The 19,630-nt window shown below is 59.5% G+C and carries 21 protein-coding genes; 16 read left to right on the top strand and 5 right to left on the bottom strand.

The window, feature by feature from the left end:
- Window positions 1-7 precede the first annotated feature (7 nt).
- Window positions 8-397 carry a hypothetical protein gene (locus tag IHQ43_RS09600; protein ID WP_192560197.1) on the top strand — a complete coding sequence of 130 codons (390 nt, stop codon included), beginning with the start codon at window positions 8-10 and terminating at the stop codon, window positions 395-397.
- A gap of 10 nt (window positions 398-407) precedes the next feature.
- Window positions 408-1,307 carry an alpha/beta fold hydrolase gene (locus tag IHQ43_RS09595; RefSeq protein ID WP_192564149.1) on the top strand — a complete coding sequence of 300 codons (900 nt, stop codon included), beginning with the start codon at window positions 408-410 and terminating at the stop codon, window positions 1,305-1,307.
- On the opposite strand, the gene IHQ43_RS09590 is transcribed toward IHQ43_RS09595, so the two are convergent.
- The gene (locus IHQ43_RS09590; RefSeq protein WP_192564148.1) at window positions 1,276-2,259 is read right to left on the bottom strand and encodes a GlxA family transcriptional regulator; all 984 of its coding nucleotides are present in this window, start codon (window positions 2,257-2,259) and stop codon (window positions 1,276-1,278) included. The genes IHQ43_RS09595 and IHQ43_RS09590 overlap by 32 nt on opposite strands.
- Before the next feature lie 88 nt (window positions 2,260-2,347).
- On the opposite strand from IHQ43_RS09590, the gene inhA reads away from it, so the two are divergent.
- The 3 genes from inhA (at window position 2,348) to IHQ43_RS09575 (ending at window position 5,737) form a co-directional block, all read left to right on the top strand.
- Window positions 2,348-3,034, top strand: coding sequence for an isonitrile hydratase (gene inhA / locus IHQ43_RS09585; protein ID WP_192564147.1), 687 nt, complete (start codon window positions 2,348-2,350; stop codon window positions 3,032-3,034).
- 243 nt (window positions 3,035-3,277) lie between these two features.
- Window positions 3,278-4,069 carry a CPBP family intramembrane glutamic endopeptidase gene (locus tag IHQ43_RS09580; protein ID WP_192564146.1) on the top strand — a complete coding sequence of 264 codons (792 nt, stop codon included), beginning with the start codon at window positions 3,278-3,280 and terminating at the stop codon, window positions 4,067-4,069.
- A gap of 102 nt (window positions 4,070-4,171) precedes the next feature.
- The gene (locus IHQ43_RS09575) at window positions 4,172-5,737 is read left to right on the top strand and encodes a methyl-accepting chemotaxis protein (protein ID WP_085711948.1); all 1,566 of its coding nucleotides are present in this window, start codon (window positions 4,172-4,174) and stop codon (window positions 5,735-5,737) included.
- A 573-nt stretch (window positions 5,738-6,310) separates the two neighbouring features.
- Here IHQ43_RS09575 and IHQ43_RS09570 read toward each other — a convergent pair.
- The 3 genes from IHQ43_RS09570 to IHQ43_RS09560 all read right to left on the bottom strand — a co-directional run bounded on the left by IHQ43_RS09570 (window position 6,311) and on the right by IHQ43_RS09560 (window position 8,704).
- Entirely contained in the window at window positions 6,311-6,670 is a 360-nt protein-coding gene (locus IHQ43_RS09570; protein ID WP_192564145.1) for a DUF6124 family protein, read from the bottom strand.
- A gap of 669 nt (window positions 6,671-7,339) precedes the next feature.
- Window positions 7,340-7,552, bottom strand: a complete 213-nt coding sequence (locus IHQ43_RS09565) for a hypothetical protein (protein WP_192564144.1) — start codon at window positions 7,550-7,552, stop codon at window positions 7,340-7,342.
- Window positions 7,553-8,023: 471 nt separating this feature from the next.
- On the bottom strand, window positions 8,024-8,704 hold the full coding sequence (locus IHQ43_RS09560) for an alpha/beta family hydrolase (RefSeq protein ID WP_192564143.1): 681 nt from the start codon (window positions 8,702-8,704) through the stop codon (window positions 8,024-8,026).
- Window positions 8,705-8,799: 95 nt separating this feature from the next.
- Between IHQ43_RS09560 and ccoN (IHQ43_RS09555) the strand changes: the two genes are divergently transcribed.
- From ccoN (IHQ43_RS09555) to ccoP (IHQ43_RS09520), 8 genes are all read left to right on the top strand, one after another.
- Entirely contained in the window at window positions 8,800-10,224 is a 1,425-nt protein-coding gene (gene ccoN, locus IHQ43_RS09555) for a cytochrome-c oxidase, cbb3-type subunit I (RefSeq protein WP_007960356.1), read from the top strand.
- Window positions 10,225-10,234: 10 nt separating this feature from the next.
- Window positions 10,235-10,843, top strand: a complete 609-nt coding sequence (ccoO, locus tag IHQ43_RS09550) for a cytochrome-c oxidase, cbb3-type subunit II (RefSeq protein WP_007960355.1) — start codon at window positions 10,235-10,237, stop codon at window positions 10,841-10,843.
- A gap of 5 nt (window positions 10,844-10,848) precedes the next feature.
- A complete protein-coding gene (locus IHQ43_RS09545; RefSeq protein ID WP_192564968.1) occupies window positions 10,849-11,064 on the top strand; it encodes a cbb3-type cytochrome oxidase subunit 3 in 216 nt (71 codons plus the stop codon).
- Window positions 11,061-12,014 (top strand): cytochrome-c oxidase, cbb3-type subunit III, encoded by a 954-nt coding sequence (gene ccoP / locus IHQ43_RS09540; RefSeq protein WP_192564142.1) that lies wholly within the window; start codon window positions 11,061-11,063, stop codon window positions 12,012-12,014. The genes IHQ43_RS09545 and ccoP (IHQ43_RS09540) overlap by 4 nt, the downstream gene beginning before the upstream one ends.
- 481 nt (window positions 12,015-12,495) lie before the next feature.
- A complete protein-coding gene (gene ccoN, locus IHQ43_RS09535; protein ID WP_179692117.1) occupies window positions 12,496-13,938 on the top strand; it encodes a cytochrome-c oxidase, cbb3-type subunit I in 1,443 nt (480 codons plus the stop codon).
- Entirely contained in the window at window positions 13,938-14,546 is a 609-nt protein-coding gene (ccoO, locus tag IHQ43_RS09530) for a cytochrome-c oxidase, cbb3-type subunit II (RefSeq protein ID WP_011333287.1), read from the top strand. The genes ccoN (IHQ43_RS09535) and ccoO (IHQ43_RS09530) overlap by 1 nt, the downstream gene beginning before the upstream one ends.
- Window positions 14,547-14,551: 5 nt before the next feature.
- On the top strand, window positions 14,552-14,737 hold the full coding sequence (locus tag IHQ43_RS09525; protein WP_003175465.1) for a CcoQ/FixQ family Cbb3-type cytochrome c oxidase assembly chaperone: 186 nt from the start codon (window positions 14,552-14,554) through the stop codon (window positions 14,735-14,737).
- On the top strand, window positions 14,734-15,717 hold the full coding sequence (ccoP, locus tag IHQ43_RS09520) for a cytochrome-c oxidase, cbb3-type subunit III (RefSeq protein ID WP_192564141.1): 984 nt from the start codon (window positions 14,734-14,736) through the stop codon (window positions 15,715-15,717). The genes IHQ43_RS09525 and ccoP (IHQ43_RS09520) overlap by 4 nt, the downstream gene beginning before the upstream one ends.
- Window positions 15,718-15,774: 57 nt before the next feature.
- On the opposite strand, the gene IHQ43_RS09515 is transcribed toward ccoP (IHQ43_RS09520), so the two are convergent.
- Window positions 15,775-16,779 (bottom strand): metallophosphoesterase family protein, encoded by a 1,005-nt coding sequence (locus IHQ43_RS09515; protein WP_192564967.1) that lies wholly within the window; start codon window positions 16,777-16,779, stop codon window positions 15,775-15,777.
- A 424-nt stretch (window positions 16,780-17,203) separates the two neighbouring features.
- Between IHQ43_RS09515 and IHQ43_RS09510 the strand changes: the two genes are divergently transcribed.
- The 3 genes from IHQ43_RS09510 to IHQ43_RS09500 all read left to right on the top strand — a co-directional run bounded on the left by IHQ43_RS09510 (window position 17,204) and on the right by IHQ43_RS09500 (window position 19,623).
- The gene (locus IHQ43_RS09510; RefSeq protein WP_192564140.1) at window positions 17,204-17,392 is read left to right on the top strand and encodes a hypothetical protein; all 189 of its coding nucleotides are present in this window, start codon (window positions 17,204-17,206) and stop codon (window positions 17,390-17,392) included.
- A gap of 264 nt (window positions 17,393-17,656) precedes the next feature.
- Window positions 17,657-19,072 carry a cytochrome c oxidase accessory protein CcoG gene (gene ccoG / locus IHQ43_RS09505; RefSeq protein WP_007951662.1) on the top strand — a complete coding sequence of 472 codons (1,416 nt, stop codon included), beginning with the start codon at window positions 17,657-17,659 and terminating at the stop codon, window positions 19,070-19,072.
- A gap of 11 nt (window positions 19,073-19,083) precedes the next feature.
- The gene (locus IHQ43_RS09500) at window positions 19,084-19,623 is read left to right on the top strand and encodes a FixH family protein (RefSeq protein WP_192564139.1); all 540 of its coding nucleotides are present in this window, start codon (window positions 19,084-19,086) and stop codon (window positions 19,621-19,623) included.
- Window positions 19,624-19,630: the final 7 nt, after the last annotated feature.

The following is a 19,630-nucleotide window of genomic DNA, read 5'->3' as shown; positions in this document are numbered from 1 at the left end:
AACCAGAATGAGCCAACGCATCCACCGCCAGATCGACACCCCACTGCGCACGGGCCTCAAGCGCGACGAACTGTGGGAAGCCGCCGACAAGGGCCTGATCAAATGCTGGGAAATCGGCCGCCAGCGCGCCGCCCGCTTCCCCGACCTCGCTCAACGCTGCAGCGCTGATGAACTGCCGGTGCTGGGCTGGAAAGGCGGGGTCAGTCGCAGCCTGAAGAAGAATGAAAAATACGGATCGCTGAAATACCTTGCGCAGTGGCAAGGGTTGCGCGGGGAAGATCTGGATATTGATCTGGGTGCCGAGCGGGTCATGACCTGCTCGCGGACGAAGATGGTGGTGACGTTTACGCCAGATCGCAGCAAGTATTTCAATCAGGTGGCGGAAGCTGAAACTTGAGGAATCTCGTATGACCCAAGCCGTGATGCAGTTTTGCAAGACTGAAAGCCTGACCATCGCCTATGAGCATCACGGCCCGGAAAACGGCACGCCGGTCATCCTGCTTCACGGTTTCCCCTACTCCCCCCGCGCCTACGACGAAATCGCCCCGCCCCTCGCCGCCAAAGGCTATTGGGTGATCGTGCCGTACCTGCGCGGCTACGGGCCGACCCGTTTCAACAGCCCGGACACGCTGCGCTCCGGCCAGCAAGCGGCGCTGGCTCAGGATCTGCTGGATCTGATGGATGCACTGGGTATCGAGCAAGCGACATTGTGCGGTTATGACTGGGGTGGTCGGGCGGCGTGCATTGTGGCGGCGCTGTTTCCTGAGCGGGTGCGCGGGTTGGTGACGGGCGATGGCTACAACCTGCAAGACATACCGAACTCGATCCAGCCGCTGGATCCGCAGAGCGAGCATCGCTACTGGTATCAGTATTACTTCCATACGCCCCGTGGCGTTGAAGGGCTGACGCAGAATCGTCGGGCGCTGTGCGAGTTGCTGTGGCAGTTGTGGTCGCCGACCTGGGCGCGGAACGCCGAGCGTTATCCGCTGAGCGCACCGGCGTTCGACAATCCGGATTTCGTCGAGGTGGTGATTCACTCTTATCGCCATCGTTTCATGTATGCGCCGGGCGATCCGGCGCTGGAAGGGGTGGAGCAGGCACTGGAGAAACAACCGGCGATCAGCGTTCCGACGATTTCGTTGTGCGGTGCCGATGATGGTGTAGGCACTGCGCCGGTGGACGATGAAGATGCGCACCACTTCACCGGACCTTATGTGCGGCGGGTGCTGGCCGGCGTTGGGCATAACATTCCCGAGGAAGCGCCGGGCGAGACGCTCAAGGCATTACTGGATCTGCTCCAGCGCTGACCGAAAACCGCTCCCGATACGCCTGCGGCGTCACACCCATGGCCCGCAGGAAACTGCGTCTTAACGTCTCTTCACTGCCAAAGCCACAATTGGCCGCCACCCGTTTGATCGGCAATCCGGTATCGCTCAGCAACCGGCGGGCGGTTTCGACGCGGATCAGTTCGATGGCCCGGGCCGGGGTCTGGCCGGTGTCGGCGCGGTAGTGGCGCACGAAGCTGCGTTCGCTCATGCCGGCCTGTTCGGCGAGGGTCGGGATGCCCAGATCGCAGGTCAGGTGTTCGGCGATCCAGGCGTGCAGATCATCAAAGCGGTTGCCCTGTTTTTGCAGTGACAGCGTCACGCTGAATTGCGATTGCCCGCCCGGGCGCTTGAGGAACACCACCAGTTGCCGGGCGACCTCCAGGGCCATGTCGCGACCGAGGTCGTCTTCGACCATGGCCAGCGCCAGGTCGATGCCGGCGGTGACGCCCGCCGAGGTCCAGACCGGGCCGTCGTTGATGAAGATCGGATTGGGTTCGACCTGCAAGCGCGGGTGCTGCTGCGCCAGTTGTTCGCATCGGGTCCAGTGGGTGACCACCCGGCGCCCGTCGAGCCAGCCGCTGGCCGCCAACAGAAATGCACCGGTACAGACCGAAGAAACGCGCCGGCAGCCATTCGCATGTTCACGCACCCATCTCACCAATTCGGCGTCTTCGGCAGCGGCGTAGACGCCCCAGCCACCGGCAATGATCAGGGTATCGCTGGCCTGCTCCGGCAGCGGTTCGGCGAGCATCGCCAACCCGGCCGAAGAGTTCACCGCCCCACCGCCGCTGGCGATGACCGTTGGCGCGTACGGCGCCGGCAACCCCTGCTGGCGCGCGATGTCGTTGGCCGAGGCGAAGACCTGCAACGGCCCGGTGACATCGAGCAATTGCACATTGGCGAATGCGAGTACGTGGATGGTTTTCGGCATTTGGCGTAATTCGTGGGCTGATTGGCGTATGCGCCAAAACCTACGCGCCTACAGTGAAGCCGTCCACCCCTTTTCACGGAGAAGAATCATGGCGTTGCAGATCGGACTTCTGTTGTTTCCCCAGGTGCAGCAACTCGACCTGACCGGCCCGTATGACGTGCTGGCCTCGTTGCCGGACGTGCAGGTGCACCTGATCTGGAAGGATCTGGTACCGGTCACCGCCAGCACCGGGCTGGTGCTGAAACCGACCACAACTTTCGAGGACTGTCCGGATCTTGATGTGATCTGCGTGCCCGGTGGCGCCGGGGTCGGGCCGTTGATGGAGGATGAGCAGACGCTGGCGTTCATCAAGTCGCAAGCCGTGCAGGCGCGTTACGTGACGTCGGTGTGCACCGGTTCGCTGGTGCTTGGGGCGGCGGGTCTGTTGCAGGGTAAACGGGCGACCACGCACTGGGCTTATCACGATTTGCTGCCGACGCTGGGCGCGATTGCGGTGAAGGATCGGGTGGTGCGTGACGGCAATCTGTTCACCGGGGGCGGCATTACGGCGGGGATCGATTTTGCCCTGACGCTGGCGCAGGAACTGGTTGGTGTCGACACGGCGCAACTGGTGCAATTGCAGCTGGAATATGCGCCGGCACCGCCGTTTGATTCGGGCAGCCCGGAGACAGCGCCGAGTGCAGTTGTCGAAGAGGCGCGCAAGCGTGCGGCGCCTTCGCTGAAATTACGCACTGAAATTACCGAACGTGCGGCGGCGAAACTCAACCTGCGCTGACATTTCAGCCTTACGCAAATCCCTGTGGGAGCGAGCTTGCTCGCGATGAGGGCGTGTCAGTTGACCTTTGTGCCACTGACCCACCGCCATCGCGAGCAAGCTCGCTCCCACAAGGGTAACTTGCTCTCCTTCACGTCTCATACAGGGATTGGCGTTGTCCCTGATTTCCCCTACACCTTCACTTGTCCCCTCGCCCCCACCCGTGTAGAAAGCCTGTCCACAAATCGTGCACAAGGACTTTCCATGACAGTTCTGCCATGGCTCTATCTCGGGCTTCTCAGCCTTGGTTACGGATTGGCGCTGAGCTTCGGCCAGCTCGGCTGGCTGGCGCTGATCTCCATTGCACTGCTGGTTTTCGCCGGTTACGCCGTGCGCCAGCAAACCGTGCCGGTCGGGCGATATCTCGGCCATGGCCTGTTTATCGTACTGGCCCTGGCACTGGCCCTGCACTGGCTGCCGGGCTTCTACAACGGCCGAGCGATCCCGGCGCAGCGCTTCACCGACAACGCCGTGCCGTTCTCGATGTTCGTCAATCTCGACAAACCGCTGATTGGTTTCTGGCTGTTGCTGGCCTGCCCGTGGATTGTCGCGCGGCGCTCGTTGCGCCTGACTGTTTACGCCACGGCACTGGCACTGACGTTGAGTGTGATTCTGGCGTTGGGTGGTGCGGTGTTGCTGGGCATAATCACCTGGGCGCCGAAGTGGCCGGATCAGGCGTGGCTGTGGGTGCTGAACAATCTGCTGCTGGTGACGCTGGTCGAAGAAGCGCTGTTTCGCGGCTATGTACAGGGCGGCCTGAGCCGGCGTTTCCAACACCTGCCCTACGGTGACAACCTCGCGCTGCTGCTCGCGTCCCTGCTGTTCGGTCTGGTGCATGTGGGCGCCGGCTGGCAATGGGTGTTGCTGGCGAGCCTGGCGGGTGTCGGCTATGGTCTGGCCTACCGTTTTGGCGGGCTCGGTGCGGCGATCGCCACGCATTTTGGCCTGAACCTGCTGCACTTCGGCCTGTTCACCTATCCGATGCTCGCGGGTTGAAGCAAGGGCCGTTTTGCGACGCCGTACATATAAATGAAAAAAAATTTCAATAAATAGCCGACCCCGCCGACAACCTTTCAAAGCCTTGCGGATTGAAAAACCATGCGTAATAACCAGCCCATTACACAACGCGAACGGACTTTCCCGGCTCAGCAACGGTTGATTTCCACAACCGACGCCAAAGGCGTGATCACCTACTGCAACGACGCATTCGTCGAAATCAGCGGGTTTTCGCGTGAGGAACTGATCCGTGCGCCGCACAACCTGGTTCGTCACCCCGACGTCCCGGCTGCGGTGTTTTCGCACATGTGGGGCACACTGAAACAAGGCTTGCCATGGATGGGCATTGTCAAGAATCGCTGCAAGACCGGTGATCATTACTGGGTGAACGCCTATGTAACGCCGGTGTTCGATGGCAGTCAGGTGGTCGGTTACGAGTCGGTGCGGGTCAAGCCGTCCGCCGAACAGATCCGCCGTGCCGAAGCGCTCTACCAACGCATCAACCAGGGCAAGTCGGCGATTCCTTCAAGCGACAAATGGCTGCCGATCGTGCAGGACTGGCTGCCGTTCATTCTGGTCAGCCAGTTGAGCTTCATGATCGGCGCCACCCTGAACTCGCAGTGGGGCTTCGCCCTCGCCGCCGGTCTGTCGGTGCCGCTGGGCCTGTTGGGCCTGCAATGGCAACAACGCGGGCTCAAACGCCTGCTGCGTCTGGCCGAGCAGACCACGTCCGACCCGCTGATCGCGCAGATGTACACCGACAGCCGTGGCGCCCAGGCGCGTCTGGAGATGTCGATCCTCAGCCAGGAAGCTCGCCTGAAAACCTGCCTGACCCGTCTGCAGGACACCGCCGAGCACCTGACCGATCAGGCCAAACAGTCCGACGCCCTGGCGCACAACAGCTCCAGCGGTCTGGAACGTCAGCGCGTGGAAACCGAACAGGTCGCCACCGCCGTCAACCAGATGGCCGCCACCACGCAAGAAGTGGCGAGCCACGTCCAACGCACCGCCGACGCCACCCAGGAAGCTAACCGCCTGACCGGTCGCGGCCGCGACATCGCCGGCGAAACCCGCGAAGCCATCCAGCGCCTGTCGGTCGTCGTCGGTGAAACCGGCCTGACCGTCACGCAACTGGCCAAGGACAGCGACGAAATCGGCGGCGTGGTCGACGTGATCAAAGGCATCGCCGACCAGACCAACCTGCTCGCACTCAACGCCGCGATCGAAGCAGCGCGTGCCGGCGAGATGGGCCGTGGTTTTGCCGTGGTCGCCGACGAAGTTCGCCAACTGGCGCAACGCACCAGCGAATCCACCGGCCAGATCCACGCCCTGATCGCCAAGTTGCAACAGACTGCGTCCAGCGCCGTACAAACCATGGAAGCCGGCCATCGTCAGGCGGAAGAAGGTGTGGCGCGGGTACTGGAAGCAGACCAGGCCCTGGTCGGCATCAGCGAAGCGGTGGCCAACATCACCGACATGACCACCCAGATCGCCGCCGCGACCGAAGAGCAAAGTGCCGTGGCTGAAGAAATCAGCCGCAACATCAGCAACATCTCGGAACTGGCGGACCAGACCTCGGAACAGGCGCATAACTCGGCGTTGCTGAGTGAAGAGCTGACCAAGACTGCTAATACGCAGTATTCGTTGGTGGAGCGGTTTAACCGCTGAATTTTGTGGCAATAAAGAAACCCCGGACAGCGAAAGCTTCCGGGGTTTTTATTTATCTGTCTGAAATGGATGTGGCCAGAACCGCCCTCTTCGTGGGCAAGCCCACTCCCACAGGGTTTCGCATTGGCCACAAAACCTCGTAACACCACCATCATTGTGGGAGCGGGCTTGCCCGCGAAGAGGCCAGGCCTGCTGGCGAAAATCTCATTCGAAAAGCGCGGACAGTGCCTACAACTGAATCAGACCCAACTGACTGGCTCGCGATGAAGCCCGGCTCTACTTTGTCGTTCAAACCTATTAATACGGGCTAGCCAGCATGAAACCACCTCCTACACAGAATTCGATGGTCAGGACCGACAAACCTGTGAGAAAGGAAGTCCGGGGTGAACTGACATTCCTTGATGTGCGGCGAGCTGCGCGTGATGGGCAGAAGGCGTTCGATGAATTTGTGATCTCTGGCAGGCTGCCTCCCGATTGTCGAGGAGGATCAATCCCGTGATTTTGAAAGCCCGGAGCGAGAAAGCGTCCGGGCTTTTTATTACCCGCTAAAACGTACGACGTCAGAGCTGGCGGTTACTGCGGCAAACGCAGCTTGTCCAGCAACCGATTCACCAGCAACTCGTTCAACATGATCAGCTGTTGCAGCGCCAACAGCGGTTTGCGCTCAGGGCCTTTTACCGAATTGGCGATATTGCCGGCCATGGCGTTGGCCGACGACAGTGATTCACTGGCTTCGACGAGCAGTGTTTCGTCATCAAGCGTGGGATCGACCATGTAGATGGGGCGAGATTTGGGAGGGAAGTACTTCGGGATTTCGGGGCCGAGGTAAAAGTCGAGTGCGCGGTCGGCGGCTTCTTTTGTCTTTTGGGACTCGAGCGCGGGGTCTTGGGGAATTGGGTTGAGATCTGGTGGGTTTGGTGTGGCTTTGAACATAGATAGAACTCCAATTTGAAAAATAGGAGCCATCACCCTCGCTACCAAACGGCGGGTGGCGGCCATGCGCGGGTTGGTAGACCGGTCGAATTGGGAAACCCGGCGCTCACGAATGAGCCCCACGCATGCCCACCATACAAAGCTGCACCTCAGAAAAGAGACAGCATTGAAGGTGTCGCAATAACCACAACTCGAATCGGGCTACCAAACCCAGTCACTTTTCAGTGACAGGGAAACGATATAGCCCTCTCCAAGCCGCGTAAGCCGGCGGATTCTGGCGTACGCGTAGGCAACGACGCAAGGTGTTGTAGCCCTTATGGCGTAACGGTTCGTGTACTTTAAACGCGCTTGCAGAATTACGTTTATGCACCAAAAGGCCGGCTGTTTGACTGTTCGTTTGTTGTGCTCTGGCCGACCGCTTTCGTCGGATCGCCGCCCGGACCAAGCTTGCTCCCACAGGGATTACATGCTCTGCAAGAGACTGGTCGGCTGGCAGGCCGCCATCGCTGGCAAGCCAGCTCCCACAGGGATTACATGCACTCTGCAAGAAACTGGTCGGCTGCCAGGCCGCCATCGCTGGCAGCCAGCTCCCACAGGGATTACATGCAGTCTGCAAGAAACTGGTCGGCTGGCAGGCCGCCATCGCTGGCAAGCCAGCTCCCACAGGGATTACATGCACTCTGCAAGAAACTGGTCGGCTGCCAGGCCGCCATCGCTGGCAGCCAGCTCCCACAGGGATTGCATGCAGTCTGCAAGAAACAGGTCGGCTGTCAGGCCGCCATCGCTGGCAAGCCAGCTCCCACAGGGATTGCATGCAACCTGCAAGAGATTGGTCGGCTCGTAGGCCGCCATCGCCAGCAGGCTGGCTCCCACAGAATGCAAAAGCAGCCTGCATCCGCTTCTCACCACTCAAAACGATGAGCGTTAGCTCGAGTACCGCTTTTGATCTTCCGGCGACGTCGGAAGGCTGAGTGGAGGGATTTATCCGGGGGTGGGAGCGCAGCGACCGTTTGGCGAAGCCAAACACATCGAGAGGAGGTGCAGCGAAGCAAACCGTAGGCGATGCCCCCCGGATGAATCCCGGAGCGAAGGAACCCCGAGCTTTAGCGAGCGGGCCGGACGTAGGAGCAAGCGTTTTTTTGCTTACTTTTTTTAGGCGTTTGTAAAAAAAGTGAGTCGCCGTCAGGGCGAAACCCTAAGTGGCCGTAACCGCAGCAACGGATATGCACACAGATCGAAAAGTGTGTCGCGTTCAAGATCTACCCCCTCACCCCAGCCCTCCCGAAACGTCGGACCGCCCCCAAGGGGGCGAGGGGGAAAGGGAGCCGATCTTCATGCGGTTCAAAATCTCGATCAGTGCTTGAGAAACGCAGCAACTTTGTGCGCGGCGCTAGCCAAATGCTGCTCATGCGTAAACCCGGAAACCTTGAGCGGCTTCAAATCATGGTCCCCAGCCACCAGCCAAAACACTTCAATTTCCGGCGATAACGAATAACCTTCGACCGCCTCACGATTGCCAAGCGCATCCCGCTCCCCCTGAACAATCAACGTCCGAGTCTGCAAAGAAGCCAGATGTTCAACCCGCGGTTTCTCCGGTTTCCCAACCGCATAAAACGGATACCCCAGACAAACCAACGCATCCGCGCCAAGCTCATCGGCAAGCAGACTGGCCATACGCCCCCCCATCGACTTCCCGCCAACCGCCAAAACCCCAGCGACATGAAGTCGCACCAGGCCATAAACCTCACGCCAACATTCCAGCAACTTCGGCGCCGGATTCGGCGGGCGTTTGCTGCCATCAACCCGCCGCTGCGCCATATAAGGAAACTCAAACCGCAGCACGTTGATACCAAGCCCAGCAAGGCGCCCAGCCATATCGTTCATCCAATCGCTATCCATCGGCGCCCCCGCCCCATGCGCGAGAATGAGCGTCGCCGAAGCCTCCCCAACAGCCGCATCCCAAAGCCACCCACGATCCTGCAGGCACTGCGCCCATTGATCCCCGTCAATACTGGCCTTGTGCTGTTTGTCCATGCTTGCCTCGCTTTTAGTCTGCCTATAACTCCAGGCGAAGGATTCGCGGCGTTTTCTGCGCGCGCTCACTTCGGCTGAACCGTGGATGGGGAACCATGAACACTTCTATCAGTACCGCCTACAACTACAAGGTGGTCCGCCAATTCGCCATTATGACGGTGGTGTGGGGCATCGTCGGCATGGGGCTCGGGGTTTTTCTCGCGGCTCAATTGGTCTGGCCCGAACTCAACTTCAACCTGCCGTGGACCAGCTTCGGACGCCTGCGCCCGCTGCACACCAACGCGGTGATCTTCGCGTTCGGCGGCTGTGCCTTGTTCGCCAGTTCGTTCTACTCGGTGCAGCGCACCTGCCAGACCCAACTGTTTGCGCCAAAAATCGCCGCCTTCTGCTTCTGGGGCTGGCAGCTTGTGATCCTGCTGGCGGCCATCAGCCTGCCACTGGGTTACACCAGCTCCAAGGAATACGCCGAGCTGGAATGGCCGATCGACATCCTGATCACCATCGTCTGGGTCGCCTACGCCATCGTGTTCTTCGGCACGATCATGCAGCGCAAGACCAAGCACATTTATGTGGGCAACTGGTTCTTCGGCGCGTTCATCATCACCGTGGCGATCCTGCACATCGTCAACAACCTTGAGTTGCCGGTGAGCTTCACCAAGTCCTACTCGGTGTACGCCGGTGCAACCGACGCGATGGTGCAATGGTGGTACGGCCACAACGCCGTAGGCTTTTTCCTCACCGCCGGTTTCCTCGGGATGATGTACTACTTCGTGCCGAAGCAGGCCGAACGTCCGGTGTACTCGTATCGCCTGTCGATCGTGCACTTCTGGGCGCTGATCACCCTGTACATCTGGGCCGGTCCGCACCACTTGCACTACACCGCGCTGCCGGACTGGGCGCAGTCGCTGGGCATGGTGATGTCGCTGGTACTGCTGGCACCGAGCTGGGGCGGCATGATCAACGGCATGATGACCCTGTCGGGCGCCTGGCATAAGTTGCGTAGCGACCCGATCCTGCGCTTCCTGGTGGTGTCGCTGGCGTTCTACGGCATGTCGACCTTCGAAGGTCCGATGATGGCGATCAAGACTGTCAACGCCCTCTCCCACTACACCGACTGGACCATCGGCCACGTACACGCCGGCGCGCTCGGCTGGGTGGCGATGATTTCCATCGGCGCGCTGTACCACATGATCCCGAAAATCTTCGGCAAAGAGCAGATGCACAGCATCGGCCTGATCAACGCGCACTTCTGGCTCGCGACCATCGGCACCGTGCTCTACATCGCCTCGATGTGGGTCAACGGCATCGCCCAGGGCCTGATGTGGCGTGCGGTGAACGAGGACGGCACGCTGACCTACTCCTTCGTCGAAACCCTGGTGGCCAGCCACCCAGGCTTCGTCGTGCGGCTGATTGGCGGGGCGATCTTCCTCAGCGGCATGTTCCTGATGGCTTACAACACCTGGCGCACCGTGCGGGCCTCGCAGCCTGCTGACGTCGTTGCTGCCGCGCAGATGGCCTGAGGAGTCCGCCATGAAACACGAAACGATTGAAAAGAACGTCGGCCTGTTGATGTTGCTGATGGTGTTCGCCGTGAGCATCGGCGGCCTGACCCAGATCGTCCCGCTGTTCTTCCAGGACGTGACCAACAAACCGGTGGAAGGCATGAAGCCCTACACCGCGCTGCAACTGGAAGGCCGCGACATCTACATCCGCGAAGGCTGCGTCGGTTGCCACTCGCAGATGATCCGGCCGTTCCGCGCCGAAACCGAACGCTACGGGCATTACTCGGTGGCCGGCGAGAGCGTGTGGGATCACCCGTTCCTGTGGGGCTCGAAACGTACCGGTCCGGACCTGGCCCGCGTTGGCGCGCGTTACTCGGATGACTGGCACCGCGCGCACTTGTACAACCCGCGCAACGTCGTACCGGAATCGAAAATGCCGGCCTACCCATGGCTGGTCACCCAACCGGTCGACAGCAGCCACACCGAAACCAAGCTCAAGGTCATGCGCACCCTCGGCGTGCCGTACACCGACGACGACATCAGCGGCGCGGTGGCCAGCCTCAAGGGCAAGACCGAAATGGACGCCCTTGTCTCCTACCTGCAAGTGCTTGGCACTGCGATCAAGAGCAAGAGGTGATTGAGATGGTCTTTGAAATGAGCGCGGGGCTGATTCGCGGCCTCGGCACGGTCGTGGTGTTCGTGGCCTTCGTCGGCCTGACCCTCTGGGTGTTCAACCGCAAGCGCACGCCGGAATTCGCCGAAGCGCGCCTGCTGCCGTTTGCCGACGAGCCGCAACCCGACGCGACCCAAGCCTTTGAAACAATCCAAGCACCTGAAACAAGGAGTACCCGGCCATGACCACCTTCTGGAGTACGTGGATCTGCGTACTGACCATCGGCAGCCTGATTGGCCTGACCTGGCTGCTGGTCGGCACCCGTCGGGGCGAGACCAAGGGCAGCGTCGACCAGACCATGGGCCACAGCTTCGACGGCATCGAGGAGTACGACAACCCGCTGCCGCAGTGGTGGTTCATGCTGTTCGCCGGCACGCTGGTGTTTTCCGTGGGCTATTTGATCCTTTACCCGGGCCTTGGCAACTGGAAAGGCATCCTGCCCGGCTACGAGGACGGCTGGACCGGCGTCCACGAGTGGGAAAAGGAAATGAGCAAGGCCGACGCCAGGTTCGGGCCGATCTTCGCCAAATTCGCCGCCATGCCGGTGGAAGAAGTGGCGAAGGATCCGCAGGCGCTGAAAATGGGTGGCCGTCTGTTCGCCTCCAACTGCTCGGTGTGCCACGGCTCGGACGCCAAGGGCGCGTTCGGCTTCCCTAACCTCGCCGACAAGGACTGGCGTTGGGGCGGCAGCGCCGAAACCATCAAGACCACCATCATGGGTGGCCGGATGGCGGCGATGCCGGCGTGGGGCGAAGCGCTGGGCGAGGCCGGGGTGAAAAACGTCGCGGCTTACGTGCGTCACGAACTGGCCGGCCTGCCATTGGCAGCGGACAACAAGGCCGATCTGCAAGCCGGGCAGCAAGCGTTCAGCACCCTGTGCGTGGCCTGTCACGGGGCAAACGGTCAGGGCACCGAAGCCATGGGCGCGCCGAACCTGACGCACCCGGCCGGTTTCATCTACGGCACCAGCCTGACCCAACTTGAGCAGACCATTCGCCATGGTCGTCAAGGCCACATGCCAGCTCAGAACGAGCTGCTGGGCAACGATAAAGTGCAATTGCTGGCGGCTTATGTGTACAGCCTAAGCAATGGATTGAATACAGAAAAACTGATTACTGAAGACAATAAAAAGTAATCATTGCGCACAAGACTGCCGCATGTTTCCCGTGCGGCAGTTTCCAGCCCCTTTGCGACGCATTGTCGCACCCCTTCACCCCCTCTCCTTTCGGTTACCCGGATTCGGGTCTACGCTTGCTCGATGCGGACTGGCCCGTGCCGGTTCCAGGTCGACCCCGAGCGAGGCGTTGAACGAATCGGCTGACTGACATGGCCGCAAAGGCCGGTAGATACCGGCTGTCGTGCCGATTACCGTCCGTCACCCGAACCGAGCGTTCGAACACACCCCGTTACATCCGACCGGGACCCCTCGCTTTTTTCGTCCGCTGCGACATTTTGCCCGAGGGCAATTTTGTCCTTACGCGGCGCATGGAAAGGCCGCAGAATCAGCGTTGGAAAGCATTGACCCAGGTCATGGCGCGTTGCATTGACCCCCTGCTTTCTACATACTTGCGGCCGATTTTAATCCTAATAAAACACCCAAACCGTGGAACCTTAGAATGAGCACAGCAATCAGTCCGACTGCTTATAACTATAAGGTAGTCCGCCAGTTCGCCATCATGACGGTGGTCTGGGGGATCCTTGGCATGGGGCTAGGTGTCTTCATCGCCTCGCAACTGGTCTGGCCGGAATTGAATTTCGGTCTGCCGTGGACGAGCTTTGGACGCCTGCGCCCGTTGCACACAAACCTGGTGATTTTCGCCTTCGGTGGTTGTGCACTGTTTGCCACTTCCTACTATGTCGTGCAGCGAACCTGCCAGACGCGACTGATTTCCGACAGCCTCGCGGCCTTCACCTTCTGGGGATGGCAAGCCGTAATTGTCGGCGCGATCATTACCTTGCCGCTGGGTTACACCACCACCAAGGAATACGCGGAACTGGAATGGCCCCTCGCCATTCTGCTGGCCATTGTCTGGGTCACCTACGGTCTGGTGTTCTTCGGCACCATCACCAAGCGCAAGACCAAGCACATCTATGTCGGTAACTGGTTCTACGGTGCGTTCATCGTGGTGACCGCGATGCTGCACATCGTCAACCACATGTCGCTGCCGGTCAGCCTGTTCAAGTCCTACTCGGCCTACTCGGGCGCCACCGACGCGATGATCCAGTGGTGGTACGGCCACAACGCCGTGGGCTTCTTCCTGACCACCGGCTTCCTGGGGATGATGTACTACTTCGTGCCGAAACAGGCCGAACGTCCGATCTACTCTTATCGCCTGTCGATCGTGCACTTCTGGGCACTGATCACCCTGTACATCTGGGCCGGCCCGCACCACCTGCACTACACTGCGCTGCCGGATTGGGCACAATCGCTGGGCATGGCGATGTCGATCATCCTTCTGGCTCCGAGCTGGGGCGGCATGATCAACGGCATGATGACCCTGTCGGGCGCCTGGCATAAGCTGCGCACCGACCCGATCCTGCGTTTCCTCGTGGTATCGCTGGCCTTCTACGGCATGTCGACCTTCGAAGGTCCGATGATGGCGATCAAGACCGTCAACTCGCTCTCGCACTACACCGACTGGACCATCGGCCACGTGCACGCCGGCGCACTCGGCTGGGTGGCGATGATCTCGATCGGCGCGATCTACCACATGATCCCGAAACTGTTCGGCCGCGCGCAGATGCACAGCGTCGGTCTGATCAACGCGCACTTCTGGCTCGCGACCATCGGTACCGTGCTGTACATCGCTTCGATGTGGGTCAACGGCATCACCCAGGGCCTGATGTGGCGTGCAATCAACGATGACGGCACCCTCACCTACTCGTTCGTCGAAGCGCTGCAGGCCAGCCACCCTGGCTACATCGTCCGTGCCCTGGGCGGTGCGTTCTTCGCCAGCGGCATGTTCCTGATGGCCTACAACGTGTGGCGCACCGTTCGCGCCTCGGACCCGGCTGAAGCTGAAGCCGCCGCCAAGATCGCCGTAGTTGGAGCTCACTGATGAAGCATGAAGCTGTCGAGAAGAATATTGGCCTGCTGGCCTTCTTCATGGTCATCGCCGTCAGCGTCGGTGGCCTGACCCAAATCGTTCCGCTGTTCTTCCAGGACGTCACCAACAAGCCGGTCGAAGGCATGAAGCCGCGCACCGCCCTTGAACTGGAAGGCCGCGACGTTTACATCGCCAACGGCTGTGTCGGCTGCCACTCGCAGATGATCCGTCCGTTCCGTGCCGAAACCGAACGCTACGGCCACTACTCGGTCGCCGGTGAAAGCGTCTGGGATCACCCGTTCCTGTGGGGTTCCAAGCGCACCGGCCCGGACCTGGCCCGTGTCGGCGGTCGTTACTCCGATGACTGGCAGCGTGCGCACTTGTACAACCCGCGCAACGTCGTCCCCGAGTCGAAAATGCCGGCTTACCCGTTCCTCGTAGAAAACAAGCTCGATGGCAAAGACACGGCCAAGAAAATGGAAGTGTTGCGCACGCTCGGCGTCCCTTACACCGACGAAGACATCGCCGGTGCCAGAGATGCCGTGAAGGGCAAAACCGAAATGGACGCGCTGGTGGCCTACCTTCAAGGCCTGGGCACCATCATCAAAAGCAAACGGTGATCTAGATGGATATCGGGATGATTCGAGGCCTGGGCACCGTTGTCGTGATGGTTGCCTTCATCGGCCTGGCGTTGTGGGTGTTCAGCCCCAAGCGCAAGTCGGAGTTTGAAGACGCGACCTTGCTGCCCTTCGCGGATGATCCCGAAGCCATCAAGCACGTCGAGCAAGCTTCTAGGAGTAACAAAGAATGACTACATTCTGGAGTCTGTACGTCACAGTCCTCAGTCTCGGTACGATCTTTTCCCTGACCTGGCTGTTGCTGTCGACCCGCAAGGGTCAGCGCGCCGAGCAGACCGACGAGACGGTCGGCCACTCCTTCGACGGGATCGAGGAGTACGACAACCCGCTGCCGAAATGGTGGTTCATGCTGTTCGTGGGCACCATCGTGTTTGCTCTGGGTTATCTGGTGCTGTACCCGGGCCTGGGCAACTGGAAAGGTCTGCTGCCGGGCTACAACTACCTCGATACCGAAAAGCAGACCGCGTTCGCCAACGGCCAGACCGGCTGGACCGGCGTTCACGAGTGGGAAAAGGAAATGGCTCGCTCGGACGCCAAGTTCGGTCCGATCTTCGCCAAGTTCGCCGCCATGCCAATTGAAGAAGTGGCCAAGGATCCGCAAGCCCTGAAGATGGGTGGCCGTCTGTTCGCCTCCAACTGCTCGGTCTGCCACGGTTCCGACGCCAAGGGCGCTTATGGTTTCCCTAACCTGACCGACGCCGACTGGCGCTGGGGCGGCGAGCCGGAAACCATCAAGACCACCATCATGGGCGGTCGTCACGCGGTGATGCCGGCCTGGGCTGAGGTGATCGGTGAGCAAGGCGTGGCCGACGTGGCCGCATTCGTGGTGAGCAATCTGGATGGCCGCAAGTTGCCGGAAGGCACCAAGGCAGATCCGGCCAACGGCCAGAAACTGTTCGCCGCCAACTGCGTGGCGTGCCACGGCCCGGAAGGCAAAGGCACGCCAGCAATGGGCGCCCCGAACCTGACCCACCCGGCTGCATTCATCTACGGTTCGAGCTTCGCGCAGCTGCAGCAGACCATCCGTTACGGCCGTCAGGGCCAGATGCCTGCCCAGGAACAACTGCAAGGCAACGACAAGGTTCATCTGCTGGCGGCTTATGTTTACAGCCTGTCCCACGGTGAAAAACCAGCGGAAGCCGAGGCCCAGTAAGGCCAACGCTTCAAGCAAAAAAACGGCCCCGCCAATGAGAATTGGCGGGGCCGTTGCTTATGGGCGACTGGCCCAGATGGACTTCACCGGAACCGTGTGCACGAAATGCGGTTTGTGCCATTCATTGTTCTCGACCAGATTGACGTGCAGCTGCTTGCGATCATCTGAGAAGCTGGCCGTCAGGTACGTTTGCTGGGACGTTGCGCCGCTGAGAAACATCGGCACCTTGCCCAACCAGCGCCTGCCACCACCTTGCGTATGGTAATGACCTGCAAAGATAGCGGTAACTTCATACTTCTCGATCATGTCCAGAAAACGCTGCTGCTGTTTAGAGTCTCCCTGCCAGTCGTCCCACTTGTGCATATTGATGATGATGGCGTAGCCCTGGGTCCTCGCCATCCTCAAATCGTTCTCCAGCCAGTCCAGTGCACTGGTGATGTTGAAGGTTGTCGGATTGAGTGCATGAGAAATCTTCGTGGCATAAGTTGGCTCGTTGTTGAGCTGCACCAGATGAACTTCGCCGACATTTTTCGAGTACGCAAGACTGCCTGAATAAAGGATATTCAGAAAAGCTCCGGTGACCTTGAGGTCAAAATTATCCACCTTACCCTTATGATGTTCGTTGAACTCGACAATACTGCCCGCCGCACAACTATTACTGAAACAGTCATCCACGTTATTTTCGTAATCATGATTACCCAAGCCGTACAGGTAATCACCCTTGAAGTATTTTTCCAGGGCCGACTTCATATACGAGCGCTGCCAACCGTGGCCAAAAGCGGTAATGTCACCGTTGATCATCAACGGGATTGCCGCCTGCCCTCCGTGGGCATTTCGAAAGTCGGCGATACTGCCCAACTGGCTGTCCACCAGCCACTTGGCACGCTTTTCGAAATCCGTATCGGACTCCGGCGCTCCACTGTCGGTCTTGTCAGTCCATGGATATTGCGTATCGGACGCGAAGACCATGTGCCGCGGCATACCCTCAACGGCATGCGCCACAGCAACAGAAGAAAACAAACAGACACCCAGCAGAAACTTTAAAACTCCATTGAAAGCCATAACCTTGAAACTCCATTTAACTTGAATACCAACTGGCAACTGAATATCGCCAGACACAAACATATTCGATCAAACGGTACATCTCAAAGGAGACAACAGGAACAATTAAATAAACTTGTTTCAAACATAAAAACAACAGAAGCCAGAACTCTTTTACTCCAACTAGACCAATCTAATCATTGACGAATGAAAAGCGAACAACCAAGAACCGGTTTTCAGCCACGCAGATCATCAAGCAGCACTACATCAGCGATTTTGAATCCAGCGGCGTTGCGTTGATCAATCCGTGGGAGTGAAAGCCCCGCATCGCAGCTTCACATCTCGCAATTGAAATTCGATGGGCACATTGGCTGGCAAGCGATAACGTCCACCTGCAGCCGATGTGCTGCCTACCTCACGACTCATCTTGCAAGGAAGCGATACGATGAACGAACAACATCAGAATCAGGATACTGATCAGCCGATTCAAACGGATGAACAGACGCCACAAAATGATGCGACCGACAACAGCAGCCTGAGACGACAAACACGATCCATCGTGGGCGAAGCCGCTGTCGACAGAAAGCGCGGCACCGGCGGGATAGACAGTCTTGGCCGAGGCCGCTTGCCTTGACCGACTCATGAAAGCGGCGGCAATGCCTGTGCTTTTGCAGCGTTGCCGCCGCGATGCCAGCAGCACCTATCGTCTATAGTCAATTGATCTGCATCATGCTTTGTCACATTCGCTACACCATTCATGATCTTTCCCCAACGCGACCAAAGGTCGCACCCGTTCGTCGATAGTACAGGCGTATCATTGCGCCACCGCAACACCCCTTTTTGACCCCGGCCGGCACGTATCGACCGAGGCATTTTTCCACTGCCGTGGGATGCAATGATGAGCAACCAGATTCCGGTACACGACGTCACGCCACCCAGCAAGAACGCGAACAACAGCGTCGACCTTTACGCCTCTCGAGAAAAAATCTACACCCGTGCTTTCACCGGCCTGTTCCGCAATCTGCGGATGATGGGCGGCGCTGCCTTGTTCCTGCTGTATTTCGGTACGGTGTGGCTGAACTGGGGCGGCCATCAGGCCGTGTGGTGGAACCTGCCTGAGCGCAAGTTCTTCATTTTCGGCGCAACGTTCTGGCCGCAGGACTTCATTCTGCTCTCGGGCCTGTTGATCATTGCCGCGTTCGGCCTGTTCTTCATCACCGTGTATGCCGGCCGGGTCTGGTGCGGGTACACCTGCCCGCAAAGTGTGTGGACGTGGATTTTCATGTGGTGCGAGAAGGTCACCGAAGGCGACCGCAACCAGCGCATCAAGCTCGACAAGGCGCCGATGAGCGCCAACAAGTTCCTGCGCAAATTCGCCAAGCATGCGCTATGGCTGCTGATCGGATTCGTTACCGGCATGACCTTCGTCGGCTACTTCTCGCCGATCCGCGAACTGGTCTTCGAATTTTTCACGGGGCAGGCCGATGGCTGGTCGTATTTCTGGGTCGGTTTCTTCACCCTCGCCACCTACGGCAACGCCGGCTGGCTGCGTGAGCAGGTGTGCATCTACATGTGTCCGTATGCGCGCTTCCAGAGCGTGATGTTCGACAAGGACACCCTGATCGTTTCCTACGATCCGCGTCGCGGCGAAAGCCGTGGCCCGCGCAAGAAAGGCGTCGACTACAAGGCCCAGGGCCTGGGCGACTGCATCGACTGCACCATGTGCGTCCAGGTCTGCCCGACCGGCATCGACATCCGCGACGGCCTGCAGATCGAGTGCATCGGTTGCGCCGCATGCATCGACGCCTGCGACAGCATCATGGACAAGATGGACTACCCGCGCGGGCTGATCAGCTACACCACCGAACACAACTTGTCCGGGCAGAAAACCCATAAACTGCGCCCGCGCCTGATCGGTTATGCCGTGGTGTTGCTGGCGATGATCAGCCTGTTGGTGACGGCCTTCTTCATGCGTTCGCTGGTGGGTTTCGACGTCAGCAAGGACCGTGTGCTGTACCGTGAAAACGCCGAAGGCCGGATCGAAAACGTTTACAGCCTGAAGATCATGAACAAGGATCAGCGCGACCACACCTATGTGCTGGAAGCCGCCGGTTTGCCGGATCTGCGCCTGCAAGGCAAACGCGAGATCAAGGTGCCGGCCGGGGAAATCTTCAGCATGCCGGTCGAGTTGTCGAGCGCGCCCGAACAATTGCCATCGAGCACCAACGAGGTGAAATTCATCCTCAAGGATGCCGATGACGACAGCGTCCACGTAGAAGCCAAGAGCCGATTCATCGGCCCACAAAATCGTTGAGAGAACTGAACATGCCCGCAGCAAACACCGCAAGTCCCTGGTACAAGCACCTCTGGCCATGGATCATCATCGGGATTCTGGCCTGTTCGGTGACCCTGACACTGTCCATGGTAACCATCGCGGTGAACAACCCGGACAACCTGGTCAACGACAACTACTACGAGGCCGGCAAGGGCATCAACCGTTCGCTGGACCGCGAGCTGCTGGCCCAGACCCTGAAGATGCGCGCCGCCGTGCACCTGGATGACGTCACCGGTGAAGTCGACCTGCGCCTGAGCGGCGACAGCCAGCCGAAAACCCTGGAACTGAACCTGATCTCGCCGACCCAGCCGGAGAAGGATCGCAAGATCGTCCTGGCCCGCAGCGAGACTGAACAGGGCCGCTACATCGGCCAGTTGAGCGACAAGATCGAAGGCCGGCGCTTTGTTGAGTTGCTGGGCACTCAGGACGATCACGTGTGGCGGATGTTTGAGGAAGAGCTGGTCAGCCATGACAAGGATTTGTTGCTGGGTGATGAGCCGCTGCAGGGTGCAGAAGACCTGAAGAAGTAAAGCCGAT

The sequence above is a fragment of the Pseudomonas gozinkensis genome, from assembly GCF_014863585.1.
Lineage (GTDB): Bacteria > Pseudomonadota > Gammaproteobacteria > Pseudomonadales > Pseudomonadaceae > Aquipseudomonas > Aquipseudomonas gozinkensis.
Note: the sequence above shows the minus strand (reverse complement) of the source record. Positions and strands in the feature narration are given on the sequence as shown.